The 24,035-nt window shown below is 70.0% G+C and carries 13 protein-coding genes; 8 read left to right on the top strand and 5 right to left on the bottom strand.

What is annotated here, in order from left to right:
- Window position 1: 1 nt before the first annotated feature.
- The 5 genes from D7V93_RS00980 to D7V93_RS00960 all read right to left on the bottom strand — a co-directional run bounded on the left by D7V93_RS00980 (window position 2) and on the right by D7V93_RS00960 (window position 4,158).
- A complete protein-coding gene (locus tag D7V93_RS00980) occupies window positions 2-742 on the bottom strand; it encodes an Imm49 family immunity protein (RefSeq protein ID WP_120641524.1) in 741 nt (246 codons plus the stop codon).
- Between the two features lie 35 nt (window positions 743-777).
- A complete protein-coding gene (locus D7V93_RS00975; RefSeq protein WP_120641523.1) occupies window positions 778-1,386 on the bottom strand; it encodes an imm11 family protein in 609 nt (202 codons plus the stop codon).
- A gap of 17 nt (window positions 1,387-1,403) precedes the next feature.
- Window positions 1,404-2,081: an AHH domain-containing protein gene (locus D7V93_RS00970; RefSeq protein WP_120641522.1), complete on the bottom strand. Its 678-nt coding sequence runs from the start codon at window positions 2,079-2,081 to the stop codon at window positions 1,404-1,406.
- A 17-nt stretch (window positions 2,082-2,098) separates the two neighbouring features.
- Window positions 2,099-2,650, bottom strand: coding sequence for a DUF6484 domain-containing protein (locus tag D7V93_RS47850; protein ID WP_504739558.1), 552 nt, complete (start codon window positions 2,648-2,650; stop codon window positions 2,099-2,101).
- Between the two features lie 293 nt (window positions 2,651-2,943).
- Window positions 2,944-4,158, bottom strand: coding sequence for a glycosyltransferase family 4 protein (locus D7V93_RS00960; RefSeq protein ID WP_147450989.1), 1,215 nt, complete (start codon window positions 4,156-4,158; stop codon window positions 2,944-2,946).
- Between the two features lie 355 nt (window positions 4,159-4,513).
- On the opposite strand from D7V93_RS00960, the gene D7V93_RS00955 reads away from it, so the two are divergent.
- From D7V93_RS00955 to D7V93_RS00925, 8 genes are all read left to right on the top strand, one after another.
- The gene (locus tag D7V93_RS00955; RefSeq protein WP_120641519.1) at window positions 4,514-5,593 is read left to right on the top strand and encodes an aminotransferase class I/II-fold pyridoxal phosphate-dependent enzyme; all 1,080 of its coding nucleotides are present in this window, start codon (window positions 4,514-4,516) and stop codon (window positions 5,591-5,593) included.
- A 70-nt stretch (window positions 5,594-5,663) separates the two neighbouring features.
- Window positions 5,664-6,554, top strand: coding sequence for an ACP S-malonyltransferase (fabD, locus tag D7V93_RS00950; protein ID WP_120641518.1), 891 nt, complete (start codon window positions 5,664-5,666; stop codon window positions 6,552-6,554).
- Window positions 6,548-14,275, top strand: coding sequence for an SDR family NAD(P)-dependent oxidoreductase (locus D7V93_RS00945; protein ID WP_120641517.1), 7,728 nt, complete (start codon window positions 6,548-6,550; stop codon window positions 14,273-14,275). The genes fabD and D7V93_RS00945 overlap by 7 nt, the downstream gene beginning before the upstream one ends.
- The gene (locus tag D7V93_RS44725) at window positions 14,272-14,544 is read left to right on the top strand and encodes a hypothetical protein (protein WP_158623606.1); all 273 of its coding nucleotides are present in this window, start codon (window positions 14,272-14,274) and stop codon (window positions 14,542-14,544) included. Before D7V93_RS00945 ends, D7V93_RS44725 begins: the two co-directional genes overlap by 4 nt.
- Window positions 14,523-14,807 carry an acyl carrier protein gene (locus tag D7V93_RS44720; RefSeq protein ID WP_158623605.1) on the top strand — a complete coding sequence of 95 codons (285 nt, stop codon included), beginning with the start codon at window positions 14,523-14,525 and terminating at the stop codon, window positions 14,805-14,807. The genes D7V93_RS44725 and D7V93_RS44720 overlap by 22 nt, the downstream gene beginning before the upstream one ends.
- A complete protein-coding gene (locus D7V93_RS00935; RefSeq protein ID WP_120641515.1) occupies window positions 14,804-15,871 on the top strand; it encodes a cupin-like domain-containing protein in 1,068 nt (355 codons plus the stop codon). The genes D7V93_RS44720 and D7V93_RS00935 overlap by 4 nt, the downstream gene beginning before the upstream one ends.
- Before the next feature lie 2 nt (window positions 15,872-15,873).
- Window positions 15,874-23,694 (top strand): beta-ketoacyl synthase N-terminal-like domain-containing protein, encoded by a 7,821-nt coding sequence (locus D7V93_RS00930; protein ID WP_120641514.1) that lies wholly within the window; start codon window positions 15,874-15,876, stop codon window positions 23,692-23,694.
- The gene (locus tag D7V93_RS00925) at window positions 23,691-24,035 is read left to right on the top strand and encodes a DUF1330 domain-containing protein (protein ID WP_120641513.1); all 345 of its coding nucleotides are present in this window, start codon (window positions 23,691-23,693) and stop codon (window positions 24,033-24,035) included. The genes D7V93_RS00930 and D7V93_RS00925 overlap by 4 nt, the downstream gene beginning before the upstream one ends.

Genomic DNA, 24,035 nt, shown 5'->3' with positions numbered 1-24,035 from the left:
GTCAGCGCCGGGCGAGTCCTGGCATCATCCGGTACTCGGGCTGCACGCGAAGGCCGTGCTCCTCGGCCAGCCGCAGCAGGGCCAGTCCCTCGATGAAGACATGGCGCTCGGTGTGGAAGCGCTGGGGATGAACAGGAAGGCCCGCGTTCCGGAACTCCGCATCGCGCTCGACGAGCAGGTCCTCCAGGGCGGCATCGAAGGCGTCCTGATCCCTGTTGGAGAGCGCCACACACACGGCAAGCCGCGGGGAGCCACTGTCGCCGGAGCATTGCTGGAACGCCGCGAGCGCCCGCTCCGTACCTGAGGAAGGAGCCTTCGCGTCCGCGAGCAGGTTCTCGCGCAAGAAGTCGGCGTAGCGGAAGTCGTCCTCGAACTCCTCATCCGCCACCCAGCGATGTGGAGCATGCTGGACAAGGTCGCGAGCGAGGCCGAGCTCACCGGATGCGAGCGCGTCGAACAGGGGCTCCACCCGACTGGCGCAGCGGAACCGGCTCGGGGCCGCCGGGTCCGAGTCGAGGAGCAGCAGCTCCCGGCGGGCCATCGCGGACAGACGCAGGTCATGGCGGAACGCCAGGACGTCTGCCTCCGCCAGCAGCGCGCCAATGGCGGCGATACGGCGATAGGTGGAGAGCCGGGTCAGCAGCTCCTCGCGTTGGAGGGGCGTCAGGGGCTGGCGGAGGCCGTCCTCGAGGTCTTCGACGGCCGTGAGCGCGTTCTCGCGAATGAGGTCCATCTGGAGCATGAACTGTCGCCTGTCCTCCGCCGGTCGCGGAGCGTCTACGTGCGGACCCGCTCGCGGAACTCGGAGCCGTAGTCCCCCAGCTCCTGGAAGATCATCCCGGTGCAGTCCTCGTCGATGATGATTTGACCCAGATCTTCTCGGATGAGGATGAGCCGGGACTTCTCCGCAAGCCGGAAGAGCTTCGCGTCCTTGGGAATCTTCTTTTCCTGGAGCACCAGCCGCCGGAACCGATGCACCTGGTCCTTGATGATGGAGTCCATGGTGAAGTCTGACTTCTGGGCATCCATGCAGGCCACGGTGCCCAACACATTGGCGACGAAGTAGGGCGTGTCCAGCGTCTTCTTGCGCGGGGTGCGCAGACGCACCGGCAGGAACTCAATAGTGCCTTGGGGCGTCTCCTTCTCCAGGATGCCCTTGAGCTTCGCGGACACCACGAGCAGCGCGGAGGTATTGGGGATGCTGTCCGTCAGCTTGCTGCCCCGCTCTTTCGACAGATCGAAGATGAGCCCCTCTGGGAACCAGTCCTTGCAGGGGACTCCCTCCTTCAGCAGGTAGCCATTGCCCTCAAACGGGTCCTTGCGGAGCGGTTCCATCCACGCAAAGGACTCGTCCTCGTCGTCATCCACCCAGGGGTAGTAGCTCACCGGAATCGACTCCTCGCTCAGGACTTCTTGCTCTTCGTAAGGCCCTTCTTCTTGGGCGCAGGCTTCACGAACGTGTTGATGGAGATGGGGCCGGCGGCAACCAGCATGTTCCAGTATTCCTTCTGGAGATTCATCAGCTTGGCCTTGAGGTCCTCGGGAGGATTCCACTCCTTGTGCTTCTTGTCCCTATTCAGGGCCTTATCCAAATCGTCCCTGACTCCGTCCATGTCCGCGTCGACTTGCTCGGTATAGGCCGGATGGCGGCCCTGGTGGAACGGCAGCTGGTGGAACTCCGAGTCCCGCTGCCTCGCGGGGAGGAAGATGATGTTCTCCCCGTTGTTGATGTTGTAGTCCACCCCTTGGAGCATCCGGAGTTGGTTGCTGTCGAAGTAGGAGAACGCCTCTTCCGGAAGCAGGTGGTGCCCCTGGTTGACGTACGGGGACTGGCCGATCTGGAAGTTGCTGCCATACGTGAAGGTGTAGCGCCGAGCGTGGAGCCTGCTGCCCGCCTTCACCCCCTTGTCACGGGCACGCGTTCCACGCGTCTGGAGCACGTTCTGGATGACCTCGAGGTCCGCGTAGACGATCTTCCGCCCACCATTGCCTTTGATGTGCTTGTAGCCCTTGTTCCGGTAGTCGCGATCGCGCTTGAGCCGTGCCTTCAACTTGCCCGCGCCCGAGAGGTGATTTCCCATGCGTGTCTCCGTAGGACTCAGTTCAACTCGATCTTGCCACCGCGGATGAGCTGGAGCCCCGAGGCGCGGCTCTCCACCCGGACGCCTCGCAGGAGGATGGTTCCGTCCCTGCGCAGCGTGATGCTCGCCTCGCCCACCTGAAGGACGAGTTCCCGCTGGGCGCCCAGCACGACACGCTCCTCCGGCACGGAGTTCTTTGCCCCGGTTTCCGTGGCGGGCGCGGGAGTCTCGGAGCTCCCGGGCCGAGCCGACCCCTCCAAGAGCTGGTCCAGCAGAGAAGGAGAATGGGAGTCCTGCGCCATGGCGACAAGCAGGGGCCGCGCCGGGTCACCCTCCTCGAAGAGCAGTACGGCCTGCCGCTGCTCCCCCGCGGCCACGCGGAGCTGTGCCATATCGAGCGCTACAAAGCTCCGGGCCGGAACCGGCCCGGGACCGCCTTCGAACTGCACCAGGGGCAGGCCCTCCAGACTCACGCCGACAAGTCGACCGACGCGCGCCCCGAGGAGGGGCTGCTGCGACTCGGTGCGGACATCATTGTCAGACTTGCTGGAATCATCAGGTGAAGACATGAGAGACCTCAGCGACACGGTGGATTCCATTGTCTCAAGCCGGCTGTATGGCCAAAACCACCACATGAGCGCCTGTCGCAATGGCAGCGGCGAATCATGAGCATGGCCCGGCTCCGCGACCCTGCCACACTCCGAGTGATGGATGGGATCAGATGTTGAGTAGCACCCGACGAAGCAGCAAGTCAAAGTTTGCCCGGTGGTGCAGCTGACGTTTGATACGTCTGGACTTCATGCCCTGGCACTCATCAACAAGGGGGAGCGTGATCCATTGAGCGACGGGCGAAAGCCGCCGCTCATGCGCTCAGCGCCGTCAGCACGCGGGACGCCACGGCATCCCACGAGCGCTCGACCGCCGCCGTGTGGATGCGCCGCTCCATCTCCCTGCGCTCCGCCTCTCCAATCTGGGCGGCCTGGCCGAGAACCTCCGAGAGGCGCTCGGCCGTCAGGGGCGTCACGGACCAGCCGGCCCCTGTCTCCTGCACGTAGCGGTGGAGGTCCGGCGGGCCTCCCGCGATGATCGGCCGGAGGAAGGCGCGGGCCAGGTGCGCCGTCCCGCTCTCATGGCGGATGCGCTCGTCGTAGAGGTTCAGCACGGCGTCCGCCGCCCAGAAGAACCGGGGGTGCTCCTCCATGGGGACGAAGCCGGGGAACAGGTGGACCCGCTCGCGGACACGCGCCTGCGCGATGAGCGCCTGGAGCTCCCGGTACGACACGTCGCCCTCCGGGCCCGCGATGAGCAGCTCCCAGTCGGGACTGCGCGCCAGGGCCTCGAAGACGAGGCGGAAGCGCTTGTCGGCGCGCAGGGTGCCGAAGGCGAGCGCCAGCTTGCGCCGCGTGGGAAGGCCCAGCGCTGTCCGTGCCGTGGCGCTGTCCACATGGGTCTGGGTGTCGGGATGGGGCGCGCCATAGGGGAGCACCTCGACCTTGTCGGCGAAGCCCTGCCCGGGGTCGATGTTCTTGAGCAGGTTCACCCTCATCCCGGAGGCGTGCACGAAGCACTTGTCCACGCTGCGCAGGATGTGCCGCGCGAAGGGACGCGCCAGGAGCTTGTAGGCGCCCGCGAGGGGCGAGGCGTGCGTCAGGTTGAAGTGGGTGTCGTGGAAGATGCAGAGCCGCCGGTGTGCCCGGGGCTCCCGCGACAGGTGCGCCGCCAGCGAGAGGTACTCGAAGGTCTCGAACAGCAGCGGAGGCCCTCCGAGTGAGCCATGCACGTGCTCCAGCTCGTTCAGCAGGCGCAGCTGGCGGGTGAGGCGCGCGGTGCCCCACACCACGTCTCCCAGCGGCCCGAATCGCTCGCGATACTCCGAGCGGAACCCGGCCCCTGTGTCCTTCCCGGACATGTGGGGGACGATGGACGGGGGATAGCTCACACTTCCCGTCAGACCGTGGACGTGGACCTCCACGCCCCGGCGCGCGAGCGCGTCACCCAGGCCGGTGAGGTACGACTGCTGGTGTCCCGCGGGACGGAACGCCGTGGGGCTGAAGATGAGCAGGCGGTTCGACGGCATGGGGAGGCCCTCGGGATGGGCGCCCCACGCCACTGCGACTTCGCCGTGGCGACAACGGCCCTACGAGACAGGCCTCGCGTCCTTTAGTGGCCAGCCGGCCGCCCCAGGCACCACGCCGCCCTGCACTTCCGGGCCCGCTGCTGGCTGGGCAGCTCTGCAGGCAGCCAGGACGTAGGAGGTTGGAGGTTGGACCGGGCGGTGGGTGGGCGGCCACCGGGTCCGCCGCGTCCCGTCATGGCGCTGATCGAGCTCGCGCGCCGCACTGCGCCGCGAATGACGAAAACGGGGAAATCTTGCCACCGGCATCCGGCCTGTGTTAGCGATTTGATAACGTGATAGCAATTGGAGCGTGTCGATGGGCTTTACGCGGGTCCTGGCGGGGCTGGACATCACACAACCGTTTCTGGGACCGTGGGAGCTTGAGCGTCGTCGCGGCCGTCCCTTCAAAGCCCGGCTCGGCGCCAACGAGTGTCTGTTCGGCGTCTCCCCTGCCGCGCTGCGCGTCCTGTCCTCCCGCGGCGCTGAAATCGCGCTTTATTCCGACCCTGTAAACAAGGCCCTGCGCGACTCAATCGCCGGAGCCTGTGGCCTGTCGCGTGACTGCGTCGTCATCGCGGAGGGAATCGAGGGACTGCTCGGCCTCTTCGCCCGCGCGTTCATCGACCCGGGTGACGTGGCGGTGAACTCGCGCGGCGGCTACCCCAGCTTCGACTACTACGTCCGCGGGTGCGGGGGTCGGCTGGTCCACCAGCCCTATCTCCAGTCCGGGCACAACGACATCGACGGGCTGCTCGACGCCGCCCGGCGCCATGACGCGAAGCTGCTCTACCTGGCCAACCCAGACAACCCGACGGGGACGCTGGCCGGGCCGACGGAGATCAAGCGGCTGCTGGACGGGCTCCCCGCCGGGTGCGTGCTGCTGCTCGACGAGGCCTATGTCGAGTTCGCCGATCCCAGCGCCGTGCTCCCCACCAACGAGACGCGGAGCAACCTGATCCGCCTGCGCACCTTCTCGAAGGCGTACGGCCTCGCTGGCGCGCGCGTCGGCTACGCGCTCGCCGAACCCGGGTTGCTGGCCCAGGTGGAGCGCATCCGGCACCACTTCGGCGTCAGCAAGCTCTCGCAGGAGATGGCGCACGCGGCGTTCGAGGACCGCGACTTCCTCGGCAGGGTGGTGGCCGAGACCGCGAAGGGCATCGAGGACTACAAGGCGCTCGCGGCGCGGCTCGGTGTCACGACGCTGCCAGGCTCCGGCAACTTCGTGGCCTTCGACTTCGGCGACGCACGGACCGCCAAGGCCGTCGCGACCCGCCTGGACGCGCACGACATCCTCGTCCGCCACGTCGTCGAGCCGCCGCTCGACCGACTCATCCGCATCACCGTCGGGCCGCAAGAAGCACGCGCGTACCTGACCGAGATCCTGCTAAAAGCCTGACGGGTCCCTGGGTTGGGGGGGACTCGATTGTGAATCGCCGCAGTGATTGAAAGCGGAGACGGGGGTGCGCATGCACAAGGTCTATGTTTTTCCCGGACAGGGAGCGCAGAAACTCGGCATGGGGCAGGGGCTCTTCGAGCGCTTCCCGGCCTATACGCGTGCTGCTGACTCCATCCTCGGGTACTCCATCCAGCGGCTCTGCCTCACCGACGAGGCGAACCAGCTCCGCCGGACCGAGTACACGCAGCCGGCGCTGTACGTCGTCTGCGCGCTCATGTACCTCGACCGGGCCCGCACGGATTCCACCGACCCGGCGTTCTTCATCGGCCACAGCCTGGGCGAGTACGTCGCGCTGTTCGCGGCCGGCGTGTTCGACTTCGAGACGGGGCTCAAGCTCGTCAAGCGCCGCGGTGAGCTGATGGGCCGCGCCACTGGGGGCGGCATGGCCGCGGTGATGGGATGCGACCGGGCGACCGTGGAGTCGACGCTGCGTCGCGCCGGCCTGACCAGCCTCGACCTGGCGAACCTGAACGCGCCCCGGCAGATGGTGCTGTCGGGCCCGCTCGACGACATCTCGCGCGCCGCCCCGCTCTTCGAGGCGCAGCAGGCACGCTTCGTACCGCTGAACGTCAGCGCGCCCTTCCACTCCCGCTACATGCGCGCCGCCGCGGACGAGTTCGCCCGCGAGCTCGGCCACGTGCACCTGCGCACGCTGCGGGTCCCGGTGATGGCGAACGCGTCTTCGCGGCCGCACCAGCACGAGAGCCTGCGGGAGATGCTGGCGCGGCAGATCGAGAGCCCGGTGAACTGGGTCGACAGCATCGAGTTCATCATGGCGCAGGGTGACTTCACCTTCGAAGAGCTCGGCCCCACCTCCGTCTTGACGCGACTGGTGAAGGAGATTCGCGAAGCCGCCGCGCCGGCCCCCCGCGCGGCCCCGTCGCGGGAGGCGACGTGTTAACCGTCCTCAACGCCTTCTGTCACGGCTACGTCGCCACGCCCATCCTCGCGCTTGGCGTACAGCGGGGACTCTTCGGCTGCCTCGACGCCCGCGTCCCCCGGTCGCTGACCTCGCTCGAGGAGAAGACCGGCGCGAACAGCGGCTATCTGCAGATCGTGCTCCGCGCCCTGCTCACGCTGGGCTGGGTGAAGGAGCAGGACGGCGGCTACCTGCTCGACGCGAGCGCCGAGCCGGACCGCGTGCCGTGTGACGTCGTCGAGCTCTACGGCTTCGCGCCCGGGGAGTGGCTCGTCCCCGGGCGGGCGCGCGACCTGCTGATCCGTCACGCCACCCGGCTGATCGAAGCCCCGGCGTCGCCGCTGTCGCGGCACACGGAGGGGGCGCTCCTGCTGCCGCTGATCATCGGCCTGAAGCGCCACCAGACCGCGCCCGGCGAGGCGCCGCTCGGCGGCCTCGACGCGGAGCTGCGCGCTTGCCTCGTGCGCCTGCTCGCGGCGAAGGCGTGGCTTGAGCCCGATGGCGGCACCGCCCTGACCCGCATGGGGAAGGAGCTGTTCGAACGCGCGAACGTCATGGCGATCGCCGCCTCGTACCGCCCGATGCTGGCGCGGCTCGACACGCTGGTCTTCGGAAACCCCCTCGAGGTCATCCACAAGAGCGGCCAGGAGGAGGAGGCCCACGTCGACCGGACCATGAACGTCGTGGCCAGCGGCTATCAGCACCGGCGCTACTTCGCCGAGGCCGAGGCGATGCTCGCGGACATCTTCAACCGGATGCCCATCGAGAGCCAGCCCCGCTACATCGCCGACATGGGCTGCGGCGACGGGACGCTCCTCAAGCACGCCTACGACGTGGTGCGGGAGCAGACCGCGCGGGGCGCCCACCTGAAGGAGCACCCGCTCACGCTGGTGGGCGTCGACGTCAGCCTCGACGCGCTGCGGGAGACGAAGAAGACGCTCACCGGGCTGCCGCACGTCACGCTCACCGGCGACATCGCCCGGCCCGATCGACTGGTCGCCGACCTGTCGACGCACGGCATTGGCGACCCGCGGCAGGTCCTGCACATCCGCTCGTTCCTCGACCACGACTTCCGCGACGTGCGGGAGGACGCGGGAGCGGGCCGGGCCTCGGACGCGCGTTGGCAGTCGGACGCGGCGTACGCTGACAAGACCGGGCAGCGGGTGACGACGGCCGACGTGCTCGCCGCGTGGCGGCAGCACCTGCGGCGGTGGTCGGACGCGGCGTCGGACCACGGCATGGTCGTGCTCGAGGCGCACAGCCTCCCCACGGATTGCGCGAGGGAGAACTTCGACTCCACCGAGAGCTTCTACTTCGACACGCTGCACGCGCTCTCGCAGCAATACCTCATCAGCGCGGAGACCTATCTGGTGGTCGCCGCGAGCGTGGGGCTGTTCCCCCGCGTCAGCCCCAAGCGGTTCCCGAAGACGCTGCCGTTCTGCCGCATCACGCTGACGCACTTCGAGAAGCGCGACTACATCGTCCGCCTCGCGGAGCCGGACGACCTGCCGGCGCTCGTCGAGCTCGAGCGCCTGTGCTGGCCCGAGCACCTGCGCTCCTCGGAGGCCACGCTGCGGGAGCGGGTGCGCGTGTTCCCCGAGGGCCAGCTCGTGCTCGAGCTCGGCGGCCGCGTGGTCGCGGTGATGTACTCGCAGCGCGTCGAGAGCGTGCGCGCGGTGGAGATGAGCACCGCCGAGCAGACAGCGTCGCTCCACGTCCCGAACGGGCCGGTGGTCCAGCTCATCGCGCTCAACGTCGACCCGGAAATGCAGCAGCGGCAGCTCGGCGACCAGCTCCTAGAGTTCATGCTGCAGCGGAGCACGCTGCTGAGCGGCGTCCGCCACGCGGCCGGCGTGACGCGCTGCAAGGCGTACGACCGCGGCCAGGGGATTCCCATCGAGCAGTACGTCCGCGAGCGCGACGAGCGCGGCAATCCCGTGGACCCGATGCTGCACTACCACGCGTCCCACGGTGCGCAGATTGGCGACGTGGTCCGCGCCTACCGCCCGCGCGACACGGCCAACGAGGGCTGCGGCGTCCTGGTCGTCTATGACCTCCACGACCGCGTGGCGAAGCACGCCGCGCGCCCGCGGGGCGGCGAGGCGCCGGCCAGCCCGGGCGCCGATGTGGAGGCGCTCACCGAACGCATCATCCGCGCCTGCCTCGGGCCGCAGCGGGAGGCGGCATACTCGCCGAGCCGGCCGCTCATGGAGATGGGCCTCGACTCCGCGGATCTCCTGGAGCTGACCGGCCACATCCGCCACGAGTTCGCGGTCAACCTCGGGCCCGCCTTCTTCTTCGAGCACAGCACGCCGGCCAAGGTGGTCGCGTTCCTGCGCGGCGCGACGGGAGCACGACCCGAGGCGGTCGCCGCGCTGGCCGCGGTGCCGCCGCGCAGGGACACCTCCCCCGGCGCGAGGACGGCGGATGTCGCCATCGTCGGCTGCGCGTGTCGGCTGCCTGGCGGTAACGACGACCCGGAGGCGTTCTGGGCGTTCCTGAAGACGGGCGGGAGTGGGATCCGCGACATCCCCCGCGAGCGGCTCGCGTGGCCCCGCGGCATCTCGCCGGACGGCGAGCACTCGGGCATCGCCAGGGCGGGACTCCTCGACGACGTGCGCGCGTTCGATGCCTCGTTCTTCCGCATTGCCCCGGCGGAGGCCGCGTCCATGGACCCGCAGCAGCGGATCCTCCTCGAGCTCGCGTGGCGATGTCTCGACGACGCCGGCTACAGCGGCGGCTTCGCGCCCGGCGCCACCACCGGCGTGTTCATCGGCGCGAGCGGCTCCGACTACGGGACGCTGCTCGCCTCGCGGCCGACGGAGGCGCACTTCGCCACCGGCGCGGCGATGGCGCTCCTGCCCAACCGGATCTCCTACTTCTTCGACTTCCACGGGCCGAGCATCCTCATCGACACGGCCTGCTCGAGTTCGCTCGTCGCGGTGCATCAGGCAGTGCAGTCCCTGGCGCGCGGCGAGTGCGACGGCGCCCTGGTGGGCGGGGTCAACATCATCTGCCACCCCGGCAACAGCGTGGCCTACCACAAGGCCGGGATGCTCTCGCGCCGCGGCCAGTGCAGCACGTTCGACGAGAGCGCCGACGGCTACGTGCGGGCCGAGGGCGCGGTGGTGATGCTCCTGCGTCCGCTCGAGCAGGCGCTCGCGGATGGCGACCAGATCTACGCCGTCATCAAGGGCACCGCCGTCAACCACGGCGGCCAGTCCGGTGGCCTCACGGTGCCCAACCCCCGCCAGCAGGCGAACCTGCTCAAGCAGGCCTGGGAGCGCGGTGGCGTCGCACCCGAGTCCATCGGGTTCTTCGAGACGCATGGAACCGGCACCTCCCTGGGCGACCCCATCGAGATCCAGGGCATCCGCGAGGCCCTCACGGCGGGGCGTGCCGCTCCGTCCGGCGCGGCGTGCGGGCTCGGGGCACTGAAGACCAACCTGGGCCACCTGGAGGCCGCGGCCGGCATCACCGGCCTGCTCAAGGTGGCGATGAGCCTGCGTCACGGCGAGCTGGCGCGGAACTACTCGCTGCAGCGCCTGAATCCGAAGATCCAGCTCGAGGACAGCGCGCTCTACCCGGTGACCGAGACGCGGCCATGGCTCGCTCCGACGGGCCACCCCCGGCGCGGCGCGATCAGCAGCTTCGGCATCGGCGGCGCGAACGCACACGCGGTGCTCCAGGAGCACGCGGCCTCGCCCGGCGACGACGTCCCTGGCGAGCGGCCACTCCCCTTCGTGCTCTCGGCGAAGACCGAGGGCGCGCTGTTCCGGTACGCCGAAGCGCTCCTGCGCCACCTGAAGGCGGGCCGCGCCTGTTCCCTGGCGTCCATCGTGTACACGATGCAGCGGCGCGCCGCGCTGAGCGAGCGCCTCGCCCTCGTGGTGCGCTCGACCCCGGAGCTGATCGAGAAGCTCGAGCAGTTCGTCGCGCGCGTGCACGGTATCGACGGGGCCTTCCGCGGCACGGTCCGGGACCGCATGGAGCACGGCGCCGCCGCCCCGCTCACCAGCGGCGAGGCCGCCGAGCTCGCCTCGCGCTGGACGCAAGGGGCGCCCGTGGAGTGGAAGGCGCTCTGGCGGAGCGCCGCGGAGAGCGGCCATGGTCCGCGCGTGGTCCCGCTGCCCACGTACCCGTTCGACGTCCAGCAGCGCTACTGGCTGTCGAACGACGTGCCGCGCGCCCGCGCGGTGGCCCCGGCGGCGCGGGTGCAGCCCACCGTGGGCGACGGCCCGCGAGCGTGGGTGGCCTCTCCGCGCTGGATGCCGCCGCGTCCGCTCCACGGCCCCGCGCCTGCGGAGCGCCACGCCGGCGTGCTGCTCCTCTCGACCCTTGAGGTGGGGCTCGCGCCCATCCTGCGCGCGTCCGTGCGGCACCACGTCACGGTGCCGGCCATCCTCGAGCCCGGTGACGCTCAAGCCTGGGCCGCCGCCTATCGCGACGGCATGGACCGCGTGCGCGCCGCCATCAAGCAGCAACGGCCCACCCACTGCGTCCTCATCTCCGACGGAAGCGACGGCGGCCTGATGGCGATGCTGCACGCGGCGCTGCTGTGCGTGGGCCGCGAACTCGGCTTCCCGGTGCACGGGTACACCTGGGACGACACCCTGCCCCGCGCGCCCGACGTCCTCTCGCTGTCGGCGCTCGATGACGCGCTCCACGAGTCCGCCGTCCCCGGCCTGAAGCGGCTGATCTCCACCGGCGGCGCCCTGCAGGTCGAGGAGCGCGCATGGGCACCCGCGCCGCTCGCGCTCCCCGCCGAGCTGCCGCTGCGCCGCGGGGGCTGTTACTGGATTACCGGCGGCCACCACGGCATCGGCCGGCACCTCGCCGCCCACCTCGCCCGCGAGTATGCGGCGCGCGTCGTCCTCTGTGGCCGCTCCGAGCTCGGGCCCGATGACGCCCGGGCGCTGGACGAGCTCCGCGCCTCGCTCCGCGAGGGCTCCATCCGCTATCACGTCGCCGACTGTGCCGACGCACGCGCCGTCCGGGCGATGCTCGACCGGACGCTCGAGGAGCACGGCGCGCTCGACGGCGTCATCCACTCCGCTGGCGTGACGCGAGACCACACCCTGTTCCTGGGCACCGCGGAAGACACGGCGGCGGTCCTGCGCCCCAAGGTCACCGGCGCGCTGGTGCTTGACGAAGTCACGCGCGACTGTGCGCTCGACTTCTTCATGACCTTCTCGTCGCTGTCGGCGGTGCTCGGCAACCCCGGCCAGGCGGACTACGCGGCGGCGAACGCGTTCCTGCAGGTCCACGCCGAGCGCCGTCGCGCGCTGGAGCGAACGGGTGCCCGCTCGGGCGCGACGCTCACCGTCCACTGGCCCTACTGGGCCGACGGTGGGATGCGCCTCGACGAGGAGCAGGTCGCGCGCCTCGGCGAGCTGCATGGCACCGTTCCGCTCCCCACGCGTGAGGGCCTCGCCGCGTTCGAGGCCGCGCTCGGGGGAACGGCCCCCGAGGTCGCCGTGTTCCATGGTCGCCAGCCCGAGGTGAGGACGAGGCACGTCGCGGACGCCCCATCCCTCGGCAGCCAGGCCTCGGGCGACATGCTCGCCACCGTCACGGAGATCGCCGCGCGCGCGCTCGCGATGTCCCCGGCCGAGCTTGACACCGGGCGGCACCTCTCCGACTACGGCGTCGACTCCATCATGCTCCAGCGCATGGCGAAGGAGCTCAACCAGCGCTTCGGCGGCAAGCTGTCGGTGCTGGACCTCCACCGCTACCCGACGATTGGCGCGCTCGCGCGGTACCTCGACGGTGGCCCGCGCGAGGTGCCCGTGCCCGCTGCGCCGCCCACCGTGGCGACCGCCGCACGTGCCGAGAGCACCGGCGAGGACATCGCCATCGTGGGCGTCAGCATCCGCGTCCCCGGCGCGGCGACGCTGGAGGAGCTCTGGCAGACCTTCTTCCGGAGCGACGCCCGCGCCATCCCCTACCCCGAGCGGCGGTGGAACGCCCTGCCGCCGCGCTGGACCGAGGGTCGGGACCGCTCGCGCTATGTGGGCGCGTTCCTGGAGGACGTCGACGCGTTCGACGCACGGCTGTTCGAGACGTCGCCGCGCGAGGCGATGCTGATGGACCCGCAGCACCGGCTCGCGCTGATGAGCGTGTGGGAGGCCATCGAGAACGCCGGCTACAGCAAGACGGAGTTCGCGCGGAACGTCACCTCCGTGTACCTCGCCATCGGCCCCGAGGACTACGCCGCCATCACGGCGCAGGACGGGCGCATGGACGAGTTCCACGGCCGCGGGGTCTGGCGGTACATGGGCCCCAACCGCATCTCGCACGTCTTCAACCTCCAGGGCTCCAGTGAGACGGTGGACACCGCCTGCTCCAGCGTGTTCGTCGCCATCGACCGCGCCTGCGCCGCGCTGCGCAGCGGGCGCAGCGAGCAGGCCGTCGTCACCGGCGTCCACCTGAACCTCGACCCCACCGGGTTCGACGTGCTCGGCGAGCACGGCCTGCTCAGCCGGGCTGGCAGGGCGCGCCCCTTCGACGAGGCCTCGGACGGCTACACGCGCACCGAGGGTGTCGGCACCGTCATCCTCAAGCCGCTGCGAAAGGCGCTCGCGGACCGCGACCACGTCTACGCGGTCATCCAGGGCGTGAGCGTCTGGCACGGGGGCCGCTCCATGGGCCTGACCTCGCCGAACGAGTCCGCCCATCGCCGGACCCTGGCGGAAGCGCTGACCCGGAGCGGAATCTCCGTCGATGACCTCTCGTACATCGAGGCCCACGGAACGGCGATGCCGCTCGGCGATGCCAGCGAGGTCGCCGCGTTCTCTTCCGTGTTCCGGGAGCGCTCGCGGGACCGGCAGCAGCCGTGTGTCCTCAGCACCGTCAAGTCGACGCTCGGGCACATGGAGACCGCGTCCGGTATCGCCGCGCTGCTGAAGGCCATCCTCGTGCTGCAGCGAGGCCAGGTGCCCGGAGTCCCCGGCCTCGAGAAGGTTCGCGCCGACCTCGACCTGGGCTACTTCCGCCTGAGCCCCGAGCCCCAGCCGCTGCCGCCGCCGCGCGGCGCGGGCCGGCCGCACGCGGGGCTCCACGCCTACGGGCTCGGCGGCGTGTCTGCCTTCATCGTCCTGGAGAAGGCGCCCGAAGCCGCTGCCGCGCCGCAGCCGCTCCGGCAAGGTGCCGAGCCGCGGCTGTTCGTCCTCTCGGCCGCGTCACGCGAGGTGCTCGACGCCTACCTCACCCGGGTCCGCGACAGCCTCGCTGACGCCGAGCAGCGCGGGGAGACCGTCGACTTCGCCTCCCTCATCGCGACCTACCAGCACGACCGCCACCCCATGCGCACGCGGCTGGCCATTGTCGCGGCGGACGCTGGCGAGCTGCGGCGGACCGCGGACGCGCTCCTGGCGGGTCGGGCCTGTGACAACACCTATCGCGGGGAGGCCGTGGCCGCGTCGCGCGAGAACGTCAATGGCGTCGACCTCTCGCGGACCGTCGCGGAGCGGGACTGGCACGCGGTGGCCCGGGCTTGGGTCGCTGGCGCCTCCGTCCCGTGGCCGGCGGCGCACCACCCGAGAACCCCCTCCCCTGGATATCCATTTGATCTCACCCGGCGCTATTGGAGCCGGCCCGATGGCGAGGAGGCACCACGGCAGCACGGCGCGCGCCCCTCGCCCATCGAGCCGGCGCTGGCGGCACCGGGGGCGGCAAGGAAGGCAGAAAAGGAAGGCCCATGAACGACAAGCGCGCAGCACTCAGAAAAATGTTGGCGGACGCCATATCGCTCGGAACCCAGATCGCGGAGTTCGACTACGCCCACCCCATCGAGAGCCCGGAGGCAGCCGGTGTCCTCAAGAGCCTGGAGCAGCTGCGCGTGAGCACGCGCACCTTCCTCGACAGCGCCTCCCTGGAAGCGCTGTCCGACCAGGACGTGTTTCCGATCTACCCGGAGATCATGCACAACCTTTCCGAGAGGAGCTCAGCGTGCACTCAAGAGAAGAAGTGAAGGCGGACCTCGCGAGCCGCATCGCGAAGGCCATGTACATGGAGCCTGGCGAGATCGGCGACGACGATCTCTTCTCCGACTTCGGTCTGGAGTCCGTCACCCTCGCCAGGATCCTCAAGGACGTCTGCACCGCCTACAACTGCGACATCCCCATCGCCGAGTTCCTGCACCGGCAGACGCTGGGAGAGGCGTCCGAGCTGGTGCACTCGAAGCTCACCACCCCGGCGCCCGCCAGCGCCGCCTCTGGAGGCGCCCGTTCATGAGCAACGCCACCCCCCTCTACCGGTCCGTGCCCGTCCCGAACGACATCCTCGCGCGGTCCAAGCACATCTTCTTCCTGCGCAACTACTTCCAGGACCCGCTGATGTACGAGGAGGAGCTCGCCGGGCTGCGCCAGCGGCTCGCCAGCGAGCTGCCCGTGCTGGAGAACGACCACTTCGAGCCGGAGATCTACCAGCCCGGCGAGAAGAAGCTCGAGGACATCAAGGACCTGTGGGCCACCGAGCTCAGGCCCATCGTCCTGCGCGGCTACGTGTCGCAGCACGACTGTGTGCGAACCTGGACGCCGGAGCACTTCCGGGACAAGTACGGCGACTTCCGCATCTTCTACACGTCGACGGAGAAGATCATCAACGACGACCAGATGCGGCTGGGCGACTTCGTCGACCGCGTCCTCGCTGGTGACAAGAGCCGCGCGTACGTCGAGAACCTGTCGGACATCTTCAACGCGTTCCCCGAGCTGCACGACCAGCTGGGGCTGGACCGGATTGGCGCCAGCCTGACGGGCTACGCGAGCTACCACCAGATCTCCCAGTTCTTCCTCGGCGGCCTGGGCACTGGTGCCGCGTACCACTGTGCCAACGAGCTGAACTGCTTCCTCAACATCTACGGCCGCAAGAAGTGGACCTTCCTGCACCCGCTGTACTCCATCGCGATGAATCCCACGCTGATGAACAAGGGATACTTCATCGGCTCGCCGGTGAAGGCGCTCGCGCCCAAGGGCTTCATCGAGGCCAACTTCCCGCTCTACAACCGCGTGCCCAAGCTGACCATCACGCTGGAGCCCGGTGACCTGCTCATCAATCCGCCCTGGTGGTGGCACACGGTCAAGAACGTCACCCCCAGCACCATCGCGGTCGCCACGCGCTGGGGCTTCCTGAATGACGTCCAGCGCCAGGCGCCCCTGGCCGACTTCGTCCAGTCCATGCGCTCCGACACGTGGGTGTCGTTCAACGAGGAGTTCCTCAAGACCGTGGTCGTGGTCCCCGACGAGAAGGTCCGCAAGAACTACGTCAGCTACGAGAAGATGGGCTGGAGCGGAAGCTAACCGTGGATGAACGAGACCCCGGCTGTGCGATCATCGGCTTTGCGGCGCGGTTTCCCGGCGGCTCCTCGCCCCAGCGGTTCTGGGAGCTGCTCGAGGAAAAGGGCACCTTCATCGCCGAGATGACGGAGGCGCGGCGCCGGCTCCTGTTCCCAGGAGACGGCCCGAAGCGTGGCGCCGCCGGGCTCCACGGCATGTTCCTCGACGACGTGGACACCTTCGACCGGCGGCTCTTTGGCCTCTCGCCGCCGGGCGCGATGTTCGCTGACCCGAGGCAGCGCCTGCTGTTGGAGATGTGCTGGGCCGCGCTCGAGGACGCGGGGCTCAAGGGAACGGAGCTGGCCGGGCGCAGGGTCGGTGTGTTCGTGGCGCAGGACGCCTGGTACTGGGGCTCCTACGCCGATACCGGACACGCCGACTATGTGCCCAACCAGGAGTTCCTGCTCCCTGGCAACAATCCGTCGTTCCTCGCCAACAGGGTCTCGTCGGCCTTCGACTTCCGCGGTCCATCGCTGGTGTTCAACACGACGTGCTCGAGCGTATACGTCGCCCTCCACCACGCTCGGGCCTCGCTCCTGCGTGGGGAGTGCGACTACGCGCTGGTCGGCGGGGTCACCGTCATGCACCGGCCCCCGCCCGACCGGTTCGAGTCGCCGTCCAACACGATGCAGAGCTTCGCCGTCGGGGCCGACGGGTACGTCTCGTCGGAGGGATGCGGAGCGTTCGTGCTGCGCCGCGCCGACGCCGAGACGGAGCGGCGGCACGCGGTTCACGGCGTGCTCCGCGGCTCGGGGTGCAACTCGGGCGGCAGGACCAAGTCGTTCGCGCAGCCCAGCCAGGCGCAGCTGGTCGCGCTCCTGCGCGAGACGCTCGAGTCCTCGGGCCTGAGCGCGGAGGGCGTCGATTACGTGGAGGCTCACGGAATCGCTTCGCACCTCGGCGATGCCATCGAGGCGAACGCGCTGATCCAGGTGTTCGGCAAGCGTGAGCAGGGAAGCTGTCACATCAGCACGGTGAAGCCCAACATCGGGCACGCGCACGCCGCCTCGGGCATCTACTCCGTCATCAAGGCGTTGCTCGCGTTCCGCCATGGCCGGATCCCTCCGATTCGTGGGATGGCCGGTGTGGAGCTCAACCAGGCCATCGGAAGCCTCGGCGAACGCCTGAAGTTCGCCGCCGAGCCGGTAGCGTGGCCCTCGCGGGATGGGGAGGGCCGTCACGTGCTCCTGCCCTCCTTCGGCTTCAGCAACGTGAACGCCGCGCTCGTGCTGCGTGAGCCCGCTCCAGCCCGGAGCCGGCCAGCGCGGGCGGCGGCAGGCGAGAAGGTCGCGGTGTGTCTGTCCGCGCGGGCGCAGGACCGGCTCGGCGAGTCCATCTCGCGTCTGCACGATTTCGTCGATGAAGGCGTCCGCTCGCGCGCGGCGTCACTGGACCTGGCGGAGCTCGCGTACACGCTCCAGGTCGGGCGGGAGTCCTTCGAGGCGCGCTTCGCCACGGTCGTGGGCAGCGTCGAGGAGCTCGCGGAGGTGCTGGCGGCCTGCCGTCGCGGCGAGAGCCCACCGGGCACGCATCGCGGCACGGCGGCGCGGAAGCCGTCTGCGGACGTCGCCGCGGCGGTCGAGGCGGCAGTGGAGGCGCGCGACGTTGCCAGGCTGGCGGAGCTCTGGACCGCGGGGGCGGCGGTGCCCTGGGCACGCTGTTACGGCGACGAGCCGCCTTGCTTGATGCACCTGCCGGTGTATCCGTTCGCCCGCGAGCGCTACTGGCTGCCCGAGGCCGCGGCCGCCGAGCCTGGGCCCTCCGAAACCCGGCCCGCGAAGGGCGGCGCCAATGCCGCGAAGACCGGCGCCAGCACCGCGAAGACCGCCACCCGTACAGGGACGGCCGGCGCCGATACCGCGAACACCGGTGCCAGTACCGGGCCGGACGGCGCCAACACCGCGAACACCGGTGCCAGTACCGGGGCGGCCGGCGCCAACACCGCGAACACCGGTGCCAGTACCGGGACGGACGGCGGCGCTCCGCGCACGCTCGCGCTGGCGGACACGTCGACGCCCGAGGAGCGGCGCTTCACCACCCGGCTGACGGGTGAGGACTTCTTCTTCTCCGACCACCGGGTGAAGGACCAGCCGGTACTCCCCGGGACGGCGTACCTCGAGATCGCGGACGCGGCATTCCGCGCGCTGGCCCGCCCCTCCGACACCCAGGCCGTGCGCCTGCGCAACACGACCTGGCTGCGCCCCTTGGTGATGACCGGGGCGGGCCAGGACGTCACGATCCGTTTTCCCGACCTCCGCGGAGAGGTGGCGCTCGAAGCTGGCCGGCGCGTCCGGTACGAGATCTACACGAGAGCGGATGACGCCCCCGAAGGCGAGGCGGTACACGCCTCGGGCGTCGTCGAGCTCATGCCGGCCGCCCCGCCGGAGAGGCTCGACCTCGACGCGCGGAGGGCCGCCGCGAAGCTCGGCACCATCGACGCGGACGCGTGCTATCGGCGATTCCGGGAGATGGGGCTCAACTACGGCCCGCTGCACCGCGGAGTCGAGCGGATCGAGTTCGGCGACGCAGAAGCGCTCGCCCGGCTGACCCTGCCCGCCGAGCTGTTCGACCGGTCCGGGAAGTACGTGCTCCACCCTGGTCTCCTGGACTCCGCGCTCCAGACGTTCATCGGCGTCGACGGCGCGAATGCTGGGGCGGCCGAGTTGCTGCTGCCCTTCGCGCTCGATGAGCTGGACGTGTGCCGGCCGCTGGAGCGCGAGATGTTCTGCTGGGTGCGGCCGGCCCGGTCCGGGTCGTCGCGGCGGCTGCGCAAGTTCGACCTCGACGTCGCCAGTGAGAGCGGCGAGCTCCTGGTGAGGCTGCGCGGGTTCAGCCTCCGCTCGCCGAACCGCGAGGCCACGGCCAGCGCCCCGGCGAAGAAGCCGGCGCCGACCGCGGCCGAGCCCGTGAAGGCGCCGCCGCAGGCCGAGAGCGGGGATCCGAAGCGAGCGCGGGCCGTCGGCCTCCTGTGCGCGGCACTCGCGAAGGCGTTCCGGCTGGCGGAGTCCGACCTGTCCGTCCAGACGCCCTTCCGCGACCTGGGGATGGACTCGCTGCTCGCGTCGACGGTGACGAAGGAGCTCGAGAAGCACTTCGGGTCGCTGCCGCGGACGCTGTTCTTCGAATACGAGACCGTTGGCGAGCTGGCCGACTTCCTCCTGGCGAACCACTCCGAGCACCTGGACCGTGCTCCCGAGCGCATCAGCACGGACGCGGCCGCGCTCAGCGATCCGCTCGTCGACAAGGCGGCCGTCGCCTCGGGGAGCGAGCTGCATCACAGGCTGGAGGCCCTGGGCGCCACCCGCCTCCAGAACAGCGTGCTGTTCGAGATGTGGCCCCAGCTCTACCTGTCGCCCGGAGGGCATGGCTGCCTCCACGTCTCACGGCGTGGCAACCGCGTGTTCGCGACGGGACAGGGTTACTCGCGGGAGAGCCCGGGCGAGGACGCGCTCGTCGAGGAGTTCGCGGCCTGGTGCTCCTCACGCGGGTGGACGCCGTGCTACCTCGGCATGACCGGCAAGCGCGGCGCCGGGTTCGAGAGCCGCACCCGCATGGTGTCGCTCCCGGTCGGGTGTTTTCAGACCATCGCGCCGCTCTCGGAGTTCACGCTCGCCGGCTCGCGCATGAACCGGCTGCGCTACATGGTGCAGCGGTTCCGGAAGATCGAGAACCAGAAGACCGTCGAGTACACCGGAGGTGACCGCGCGACCGACGATGCGATTCGCGCCGTCATCCTCGCGTGGAGCACCTCGAAGCGAATCGTCGCCAACGTCGACGTGGCGCTCCGCGACATGAGCGAGGGCGTCCTGTACCGGCGCTATCGCGTCTTCCTCACGTACATCGGCGAGACGCTCCAGAACATCATCATGATCCTCCCCGTCGAGGGCGGATACCTGATGGACCTGGAGTACTACCTCCCGGACATGCCGCTCGGCGGGACCGAGTCGGCCGCGGTCCAGATCATCGAGACGCTCCGAGCCGAGGGGCACCAGAAGTTCAGCCTTGGCCTCACCTGGGGGCTGTTCGACGTGGAGGGCGACGAGGTAGGCAGCGATGTCGCCGGCCAGGAGTTCCTCGCTCGCGGCGCCGGCATGGTGGCCGCCATGCTGCGCAACGGGCAGCAGAACCATCAGCACAAGAACAAGTATCGCCCGGGCGCAAGGCCGATGTACCTCTACCGGCCCGCGGACAGCGACACCGGCATCATCGAGAAGTGCCTGGGCGAGTTCCTCGCCTCCGGCATCGACGCCACCGACGTGCAGAAGCTCGTCGACTCCGCCGAAGCCCCGCCGGTGGCGGCGCCGCCAGCCGTCGAGCCCGAACCGCTGCCGCAGCCTCCGCCTCCGCCCCTGCTGAAGCCGCGCGAGACGGCGGCGAAGCTCGCCCGACCCGCTCCGCAGCCACCGCCCGAAGCGGCCGAGGCCCCGAATGCCTTCGGCGGCGAGAGCGCGTGGGATCTGTTCAGCGATTCGTGGCCCTACCTCGATACCCGCTTCGTTCGCGAGCGCATGGAAGACCTCCGGCGCAGGAGCGAGGCGAGCGGTGCACTCCGGCCCGGCCCTGGTTTCCTCGACGGCCGGCCCCACGTCCTGACCACCTCCGGACGGCTCGCGGAGCGGCTGTTCTTCCGGACGTTCCGCAGCAAGCGCCGCAAGGTCCTGCAGAACGTCCTGTTCGAGACCACGCTCCACAACCAGGTGACCGCCGGGTTCGAGGCCGTCGAGATTCCCGACCCACGCATCTTCGAGACGCGCTCGGAGCACGTCTTCCGCGGCGGGCTCGACCGCGAGCGCCTCTTGCAGTCCCTGCGCGACGCGAAGGACGAAATCGCCCTCGTCTTCCTGGAGCTTTGCAACAACGCCTCCGGGGGCTATCCCGTCTCGCTTGAGGAGATCCGCACCGTGGCGCGCGCTTGCGGGGAGCACGGCGTCCCGCTGGCCATCGACATCACGCGCATCGTGCGCAACGCCGAGCTCATCCGCCGCCACGAGCCGGGTCAGGCGGAGCGGTCCGTCTGGGACATCGTCGACGAGATCATGGGCCACGCGACGTTCGCCATCGGGAGCCTGTGCAAGGACTTCGCGATCGACGTCGGCGGGGTGATTGTCTCGCGCGACCAGGACTTCCTCCAGCGCCTGGCGGCGTTCGGGAAGCTCGAAGGCGGCCTCACCAGCCCGAAGCAGGAGCGGCTGATCGCCGCGGCGCTCTCGACCCGGGACCACGTCGCGGCGCAGGTGCGGGCGCATTTGGACCTGTCCTCGCGGCTCCACCAGGAGCTGGCCCGGAGAGGCGCGCCTGTCGTGCAGCCCGGGGGTGGACATTGCATCGTGATCCGGGCGAACCAGGTTCCCGGTCTCGAGCGTGAACAGCACCCGCAGGAGGCGTTGCTGAAGCGCCTCGCCAGGACGGCGGGGATCCGCGGCGCCGCGCACCTGACCGGCAACCAGCGAGACACCTCGCTCAACGGGTGTGTGCGGCTCGCGCTCCCGCTCGGGCTCCCCGGCGATGGACTCGCCGAGCAGCTCGCGGCGGCGCTCGCCCCGGCCGCCACGCAGGAACCCGAGACCGCGGGCCGGCGGCGCCAGAAGCAGGAGCGCCGCGACGTGGCCATCATCGGGATGTCGGCGCGCTATCCCTCCGCTCCCGACCTCGACGCGTACTGGCAGAACCTGGCGTCGGGGAAGAGCAGCATCGGGGAGATCCCACCGTCCCGCTGGGAGTGGCAGGCGTACTTCGAGGCGGACCCCGCCGCGGCCGTCGCCCACGGCAAGAGCTATGGCAGGTGGGGGGCGTTCCTTGACGACGTCGAGCGCTTCGACCCGCTCTTCTTCGGCATCGCGCCGAAGGACGCGGAGGACATGGACCCCCAGGAGAGGATCTTCCTCGAATCCGCGTGGGCGGCGCTGGAGGACGCGGGCTACAGCTCGCGGCGGCTGTCGCCGGGCCAGCGCGACCGGACGGGGGTCTTCGCTGGCGTCACCAATGCCATCTTCGACGACGGCAGCGAAGGCACGGCACGCCAGTGCTCGTTCTCCCGGCTGGTCAACCGGGTCTCCCACCAGCTCGACCTCGGCGGGCCGAGCCTGGCGATCGACAACCTGTGCTCCTCGTCGCTGGTCGCGATCCACGAGGCGTGCGAGTACATCCGCCGTGGTCGCGGCGACATGGCGCTCGCGGGCGCGGTGAACCTCAACCTGCACCCCGGCGTCTACGTGAACCGGTCCCGGGAAGGGCTGCTGTCACCGGGCCCGCGCTGCGCCGCCTTCGAGAAGGGAGGCACCGGGTACGTTCCCGGTGAAGGTGTCGGAGTGCTCGTGCTCAAGGAACACTCCGCCGCGCTCCGCGACGGTGACCACATCTACGCCGTCATTCGCGGCAGCGCCGTCAATCACAGCGGAAGGATGAACGCGTTCGGCGTGGCGAACCCCAGGCGGCAGGCCGCCGTGATCACCGAGGCGCTCGCCCTGGCCGGCGTCGAGCCGCGGACCATCAGCTACATCGAGGCCGCGGCGGCGGGCGTGGAGCTGAGCGACTCCATCGAAATGGCCGCGCTCGACAAGGTGTTCGGCGGACGCACCGGCGGCCACGGCACCTACGCGATGGGCTCGGTCAAGCCGAACGTCGGCCACTGCGAGGCGGCCGCCGGCATGTCCCAGGTGATGAAGGCGGTGTTGTGCCTCGCGAACAGGAAGCTCGCGCCCACACTGCTCTCGGGCGAGCTGAACCCGGACATCCACTTCGAGCGGTTCCCGTTCCGGCTGCAGCGCACGCTCTCGGACTGGGAGCGGGTCCAGGTGGACGGCCGGGAGGTCCCCCGGCGCGCTGGCGTGACCTCGACAGGGGCGGCGGGCGTGAACGCGCACCTGATCCTCGAGGAGCACGAGGCCCCCGGAGGCACCCCGGCCTACGGCGAGCCGGGGCTGTTCGTCCTCTCGGCCCGGAACCCGGAGAGCCTGAAGCGCTACGTCGAGCGCTGGATCGACTACCTCGCGGCACCGCGTCCGAGCCCCCGCCTCGCGGACATCGCGTACACGCTGCAGGTGGGGCGCGATGAGATGCCGCACCGGCTGGCGGTGGTCGCCTCCGATACGGCGGATCTGCTCGCCCGGCTGCGTGCGTGGCGTGAGACGGGCGTCGGGACACGGCCCGTGGCCTCGGAACCCGGCGGCCTCGACCAGGTCGCGGCACGCTGGATGAGCGGCGCCCAGGTCGACTGGGAGTCGCTGCACCGAGGCGCCGGGCGGCGTCGCGTGGCCGGGCTCCCGTCCTATCCGTTCGCACGGCGGGATTGCGGCGGGTTGTGGCGAAAGGCGCCGCCTGTCGCGGGGCGCCTCGCGGCCGCGGCCGTGAAGCCGCCTGGCGGTGAGGTGAAGCACCACGGCCATGCCCCCGCACCGCAGGCCACCTCCGGCGCCGTCGTGAGCGCCCTTCGCACCATGGTCGAGCGCATCCTCGGGCTCACCGCCGAGGACGCTGTCGCGGACCGGACCAGCTTCTCGGACATGGGCTTCAACTCCCTCAAGCTCGCCGCGCTGGTGGACGGGCTGAACCAGCGCTTCGGCCTCTCCCTGTCGCGCACGACGCCTTTCGACTACCCCGACATCGAGTCCATGGCGGCCCACGTGAGCGCGCAGTCCGCCGGGCGTGGCGCGGGGAACGCCGGGGAGGCGGTGGACGCGAGCGGCTCGGGGCTTGGGTCCATCCTGGAGGACTTCGTGAACCGCCGCGCAGGGCTTGACCAGACGCTGGACCGGCTGGACCGCTGCGAAATCGGGAAGGACCGATGATCTACGCGATGAACCTCTTCAACCTCGTCGAGGGCGCGGAGGAGGAATACAAGCGCTACGCCGTGGAGGCCGGGCGCGTGCTCCAACGCGTTGGCGCCTCGGTGGTCGCCGCCGGGCGCGACCCCATGCGCATGCTCGAGGGAGACGTGCTCCGGGAATGGTTCCTCGTGGTCCAGTTCCCGGACGAGCGGGCGTTCTCCAACTTCCTGGCGCTCATGGACGCGGGGCCGCTGCACGGCACGCGGGAGCGCGTCACCAGCGACTACATCTGGACCACGTATCAGCCGTGGGATCTGCTGGAGTGGGTCGGCGGACCCGCAGGCGCGGGAGGCAGCACGTGA

The organism is Corallococcus llansteffanensis (assembly GCF_003612055.1).
GTDB classification, from domain to species: domain Bacteria; phylum Myxococcota; class Myxococcia; order Myxococcales; family Myxococcaceae; genus Corallococcus; species Corallococcus llansteffanensis.
The sequence above is the reverse complement of the archived record's forward strand: the minus strand, read 5'-3'. Positions and strand labels throughout refer to the sequence as shown.

Coding starts and splice junctions, on each gene's coding strand:
- D7V93_RS00970 (WP_120641522.1), bottom strand. CDS start 2,081: ATGGGAAATCACCTCTCGGGCGCGGGCAAGTTGAAGGCACGGCTCAAG.
- D7V93_RS44725 (WP_158623606.1), top strand. CDS start 14,272: ATGAACGACAAGCGCGCAGCACTCAGAAAAATGTTGGCGGACGCCATA.
- D7V93_RS00955 (WP_120641519.1), top strand. CDS start 4,514: ATGGGCTTTACGCGGGTCCTGGCGGGGCTGGACATCACACAACCGTTT.
- D7V93_RS00935 (WP_120641515.1), top strand. CDS start 14,804: ATGAGCAACGCCACCCCCCTCTACCGGTCCGTGCCCGTCCCGAACGAC.
- D7V93_RS00925 (WP_120641513.1), top strand. CDS start 23,691: ATGATCTACGCGATGAACCTCTTCAACCTCGTCGAGGGCGCGGAGGAG.
- D7V93_RS00980 (WP_120641524.1), bottom strand. CDS start 742: ATGCTCCAGATGGACCTCATTCGCGAGAACGCGCTCACGGCCGTCGAA.
- fabD (WP_120641518.1), top strand. CDS start 5,664: ATGCACAAGGTCTATGTTTTTCCCGGACAGGGAGCGCAGAAACTCGGC.
- D7V93_RS00960 (WP_147450989.1), bottom strand. CDS start 4,158: ATGCCGTCGAACCGCCTGCTCATCTTCAGCCCCACGGCGTTCCGTCCC.
- D7V93_RS47850 (WP_504739558.1), bottom strand. CDS start 2,650: ATGTCTTCACCTGATGATTCCAGCAAGTCTGACAATGATGTCCGCACC.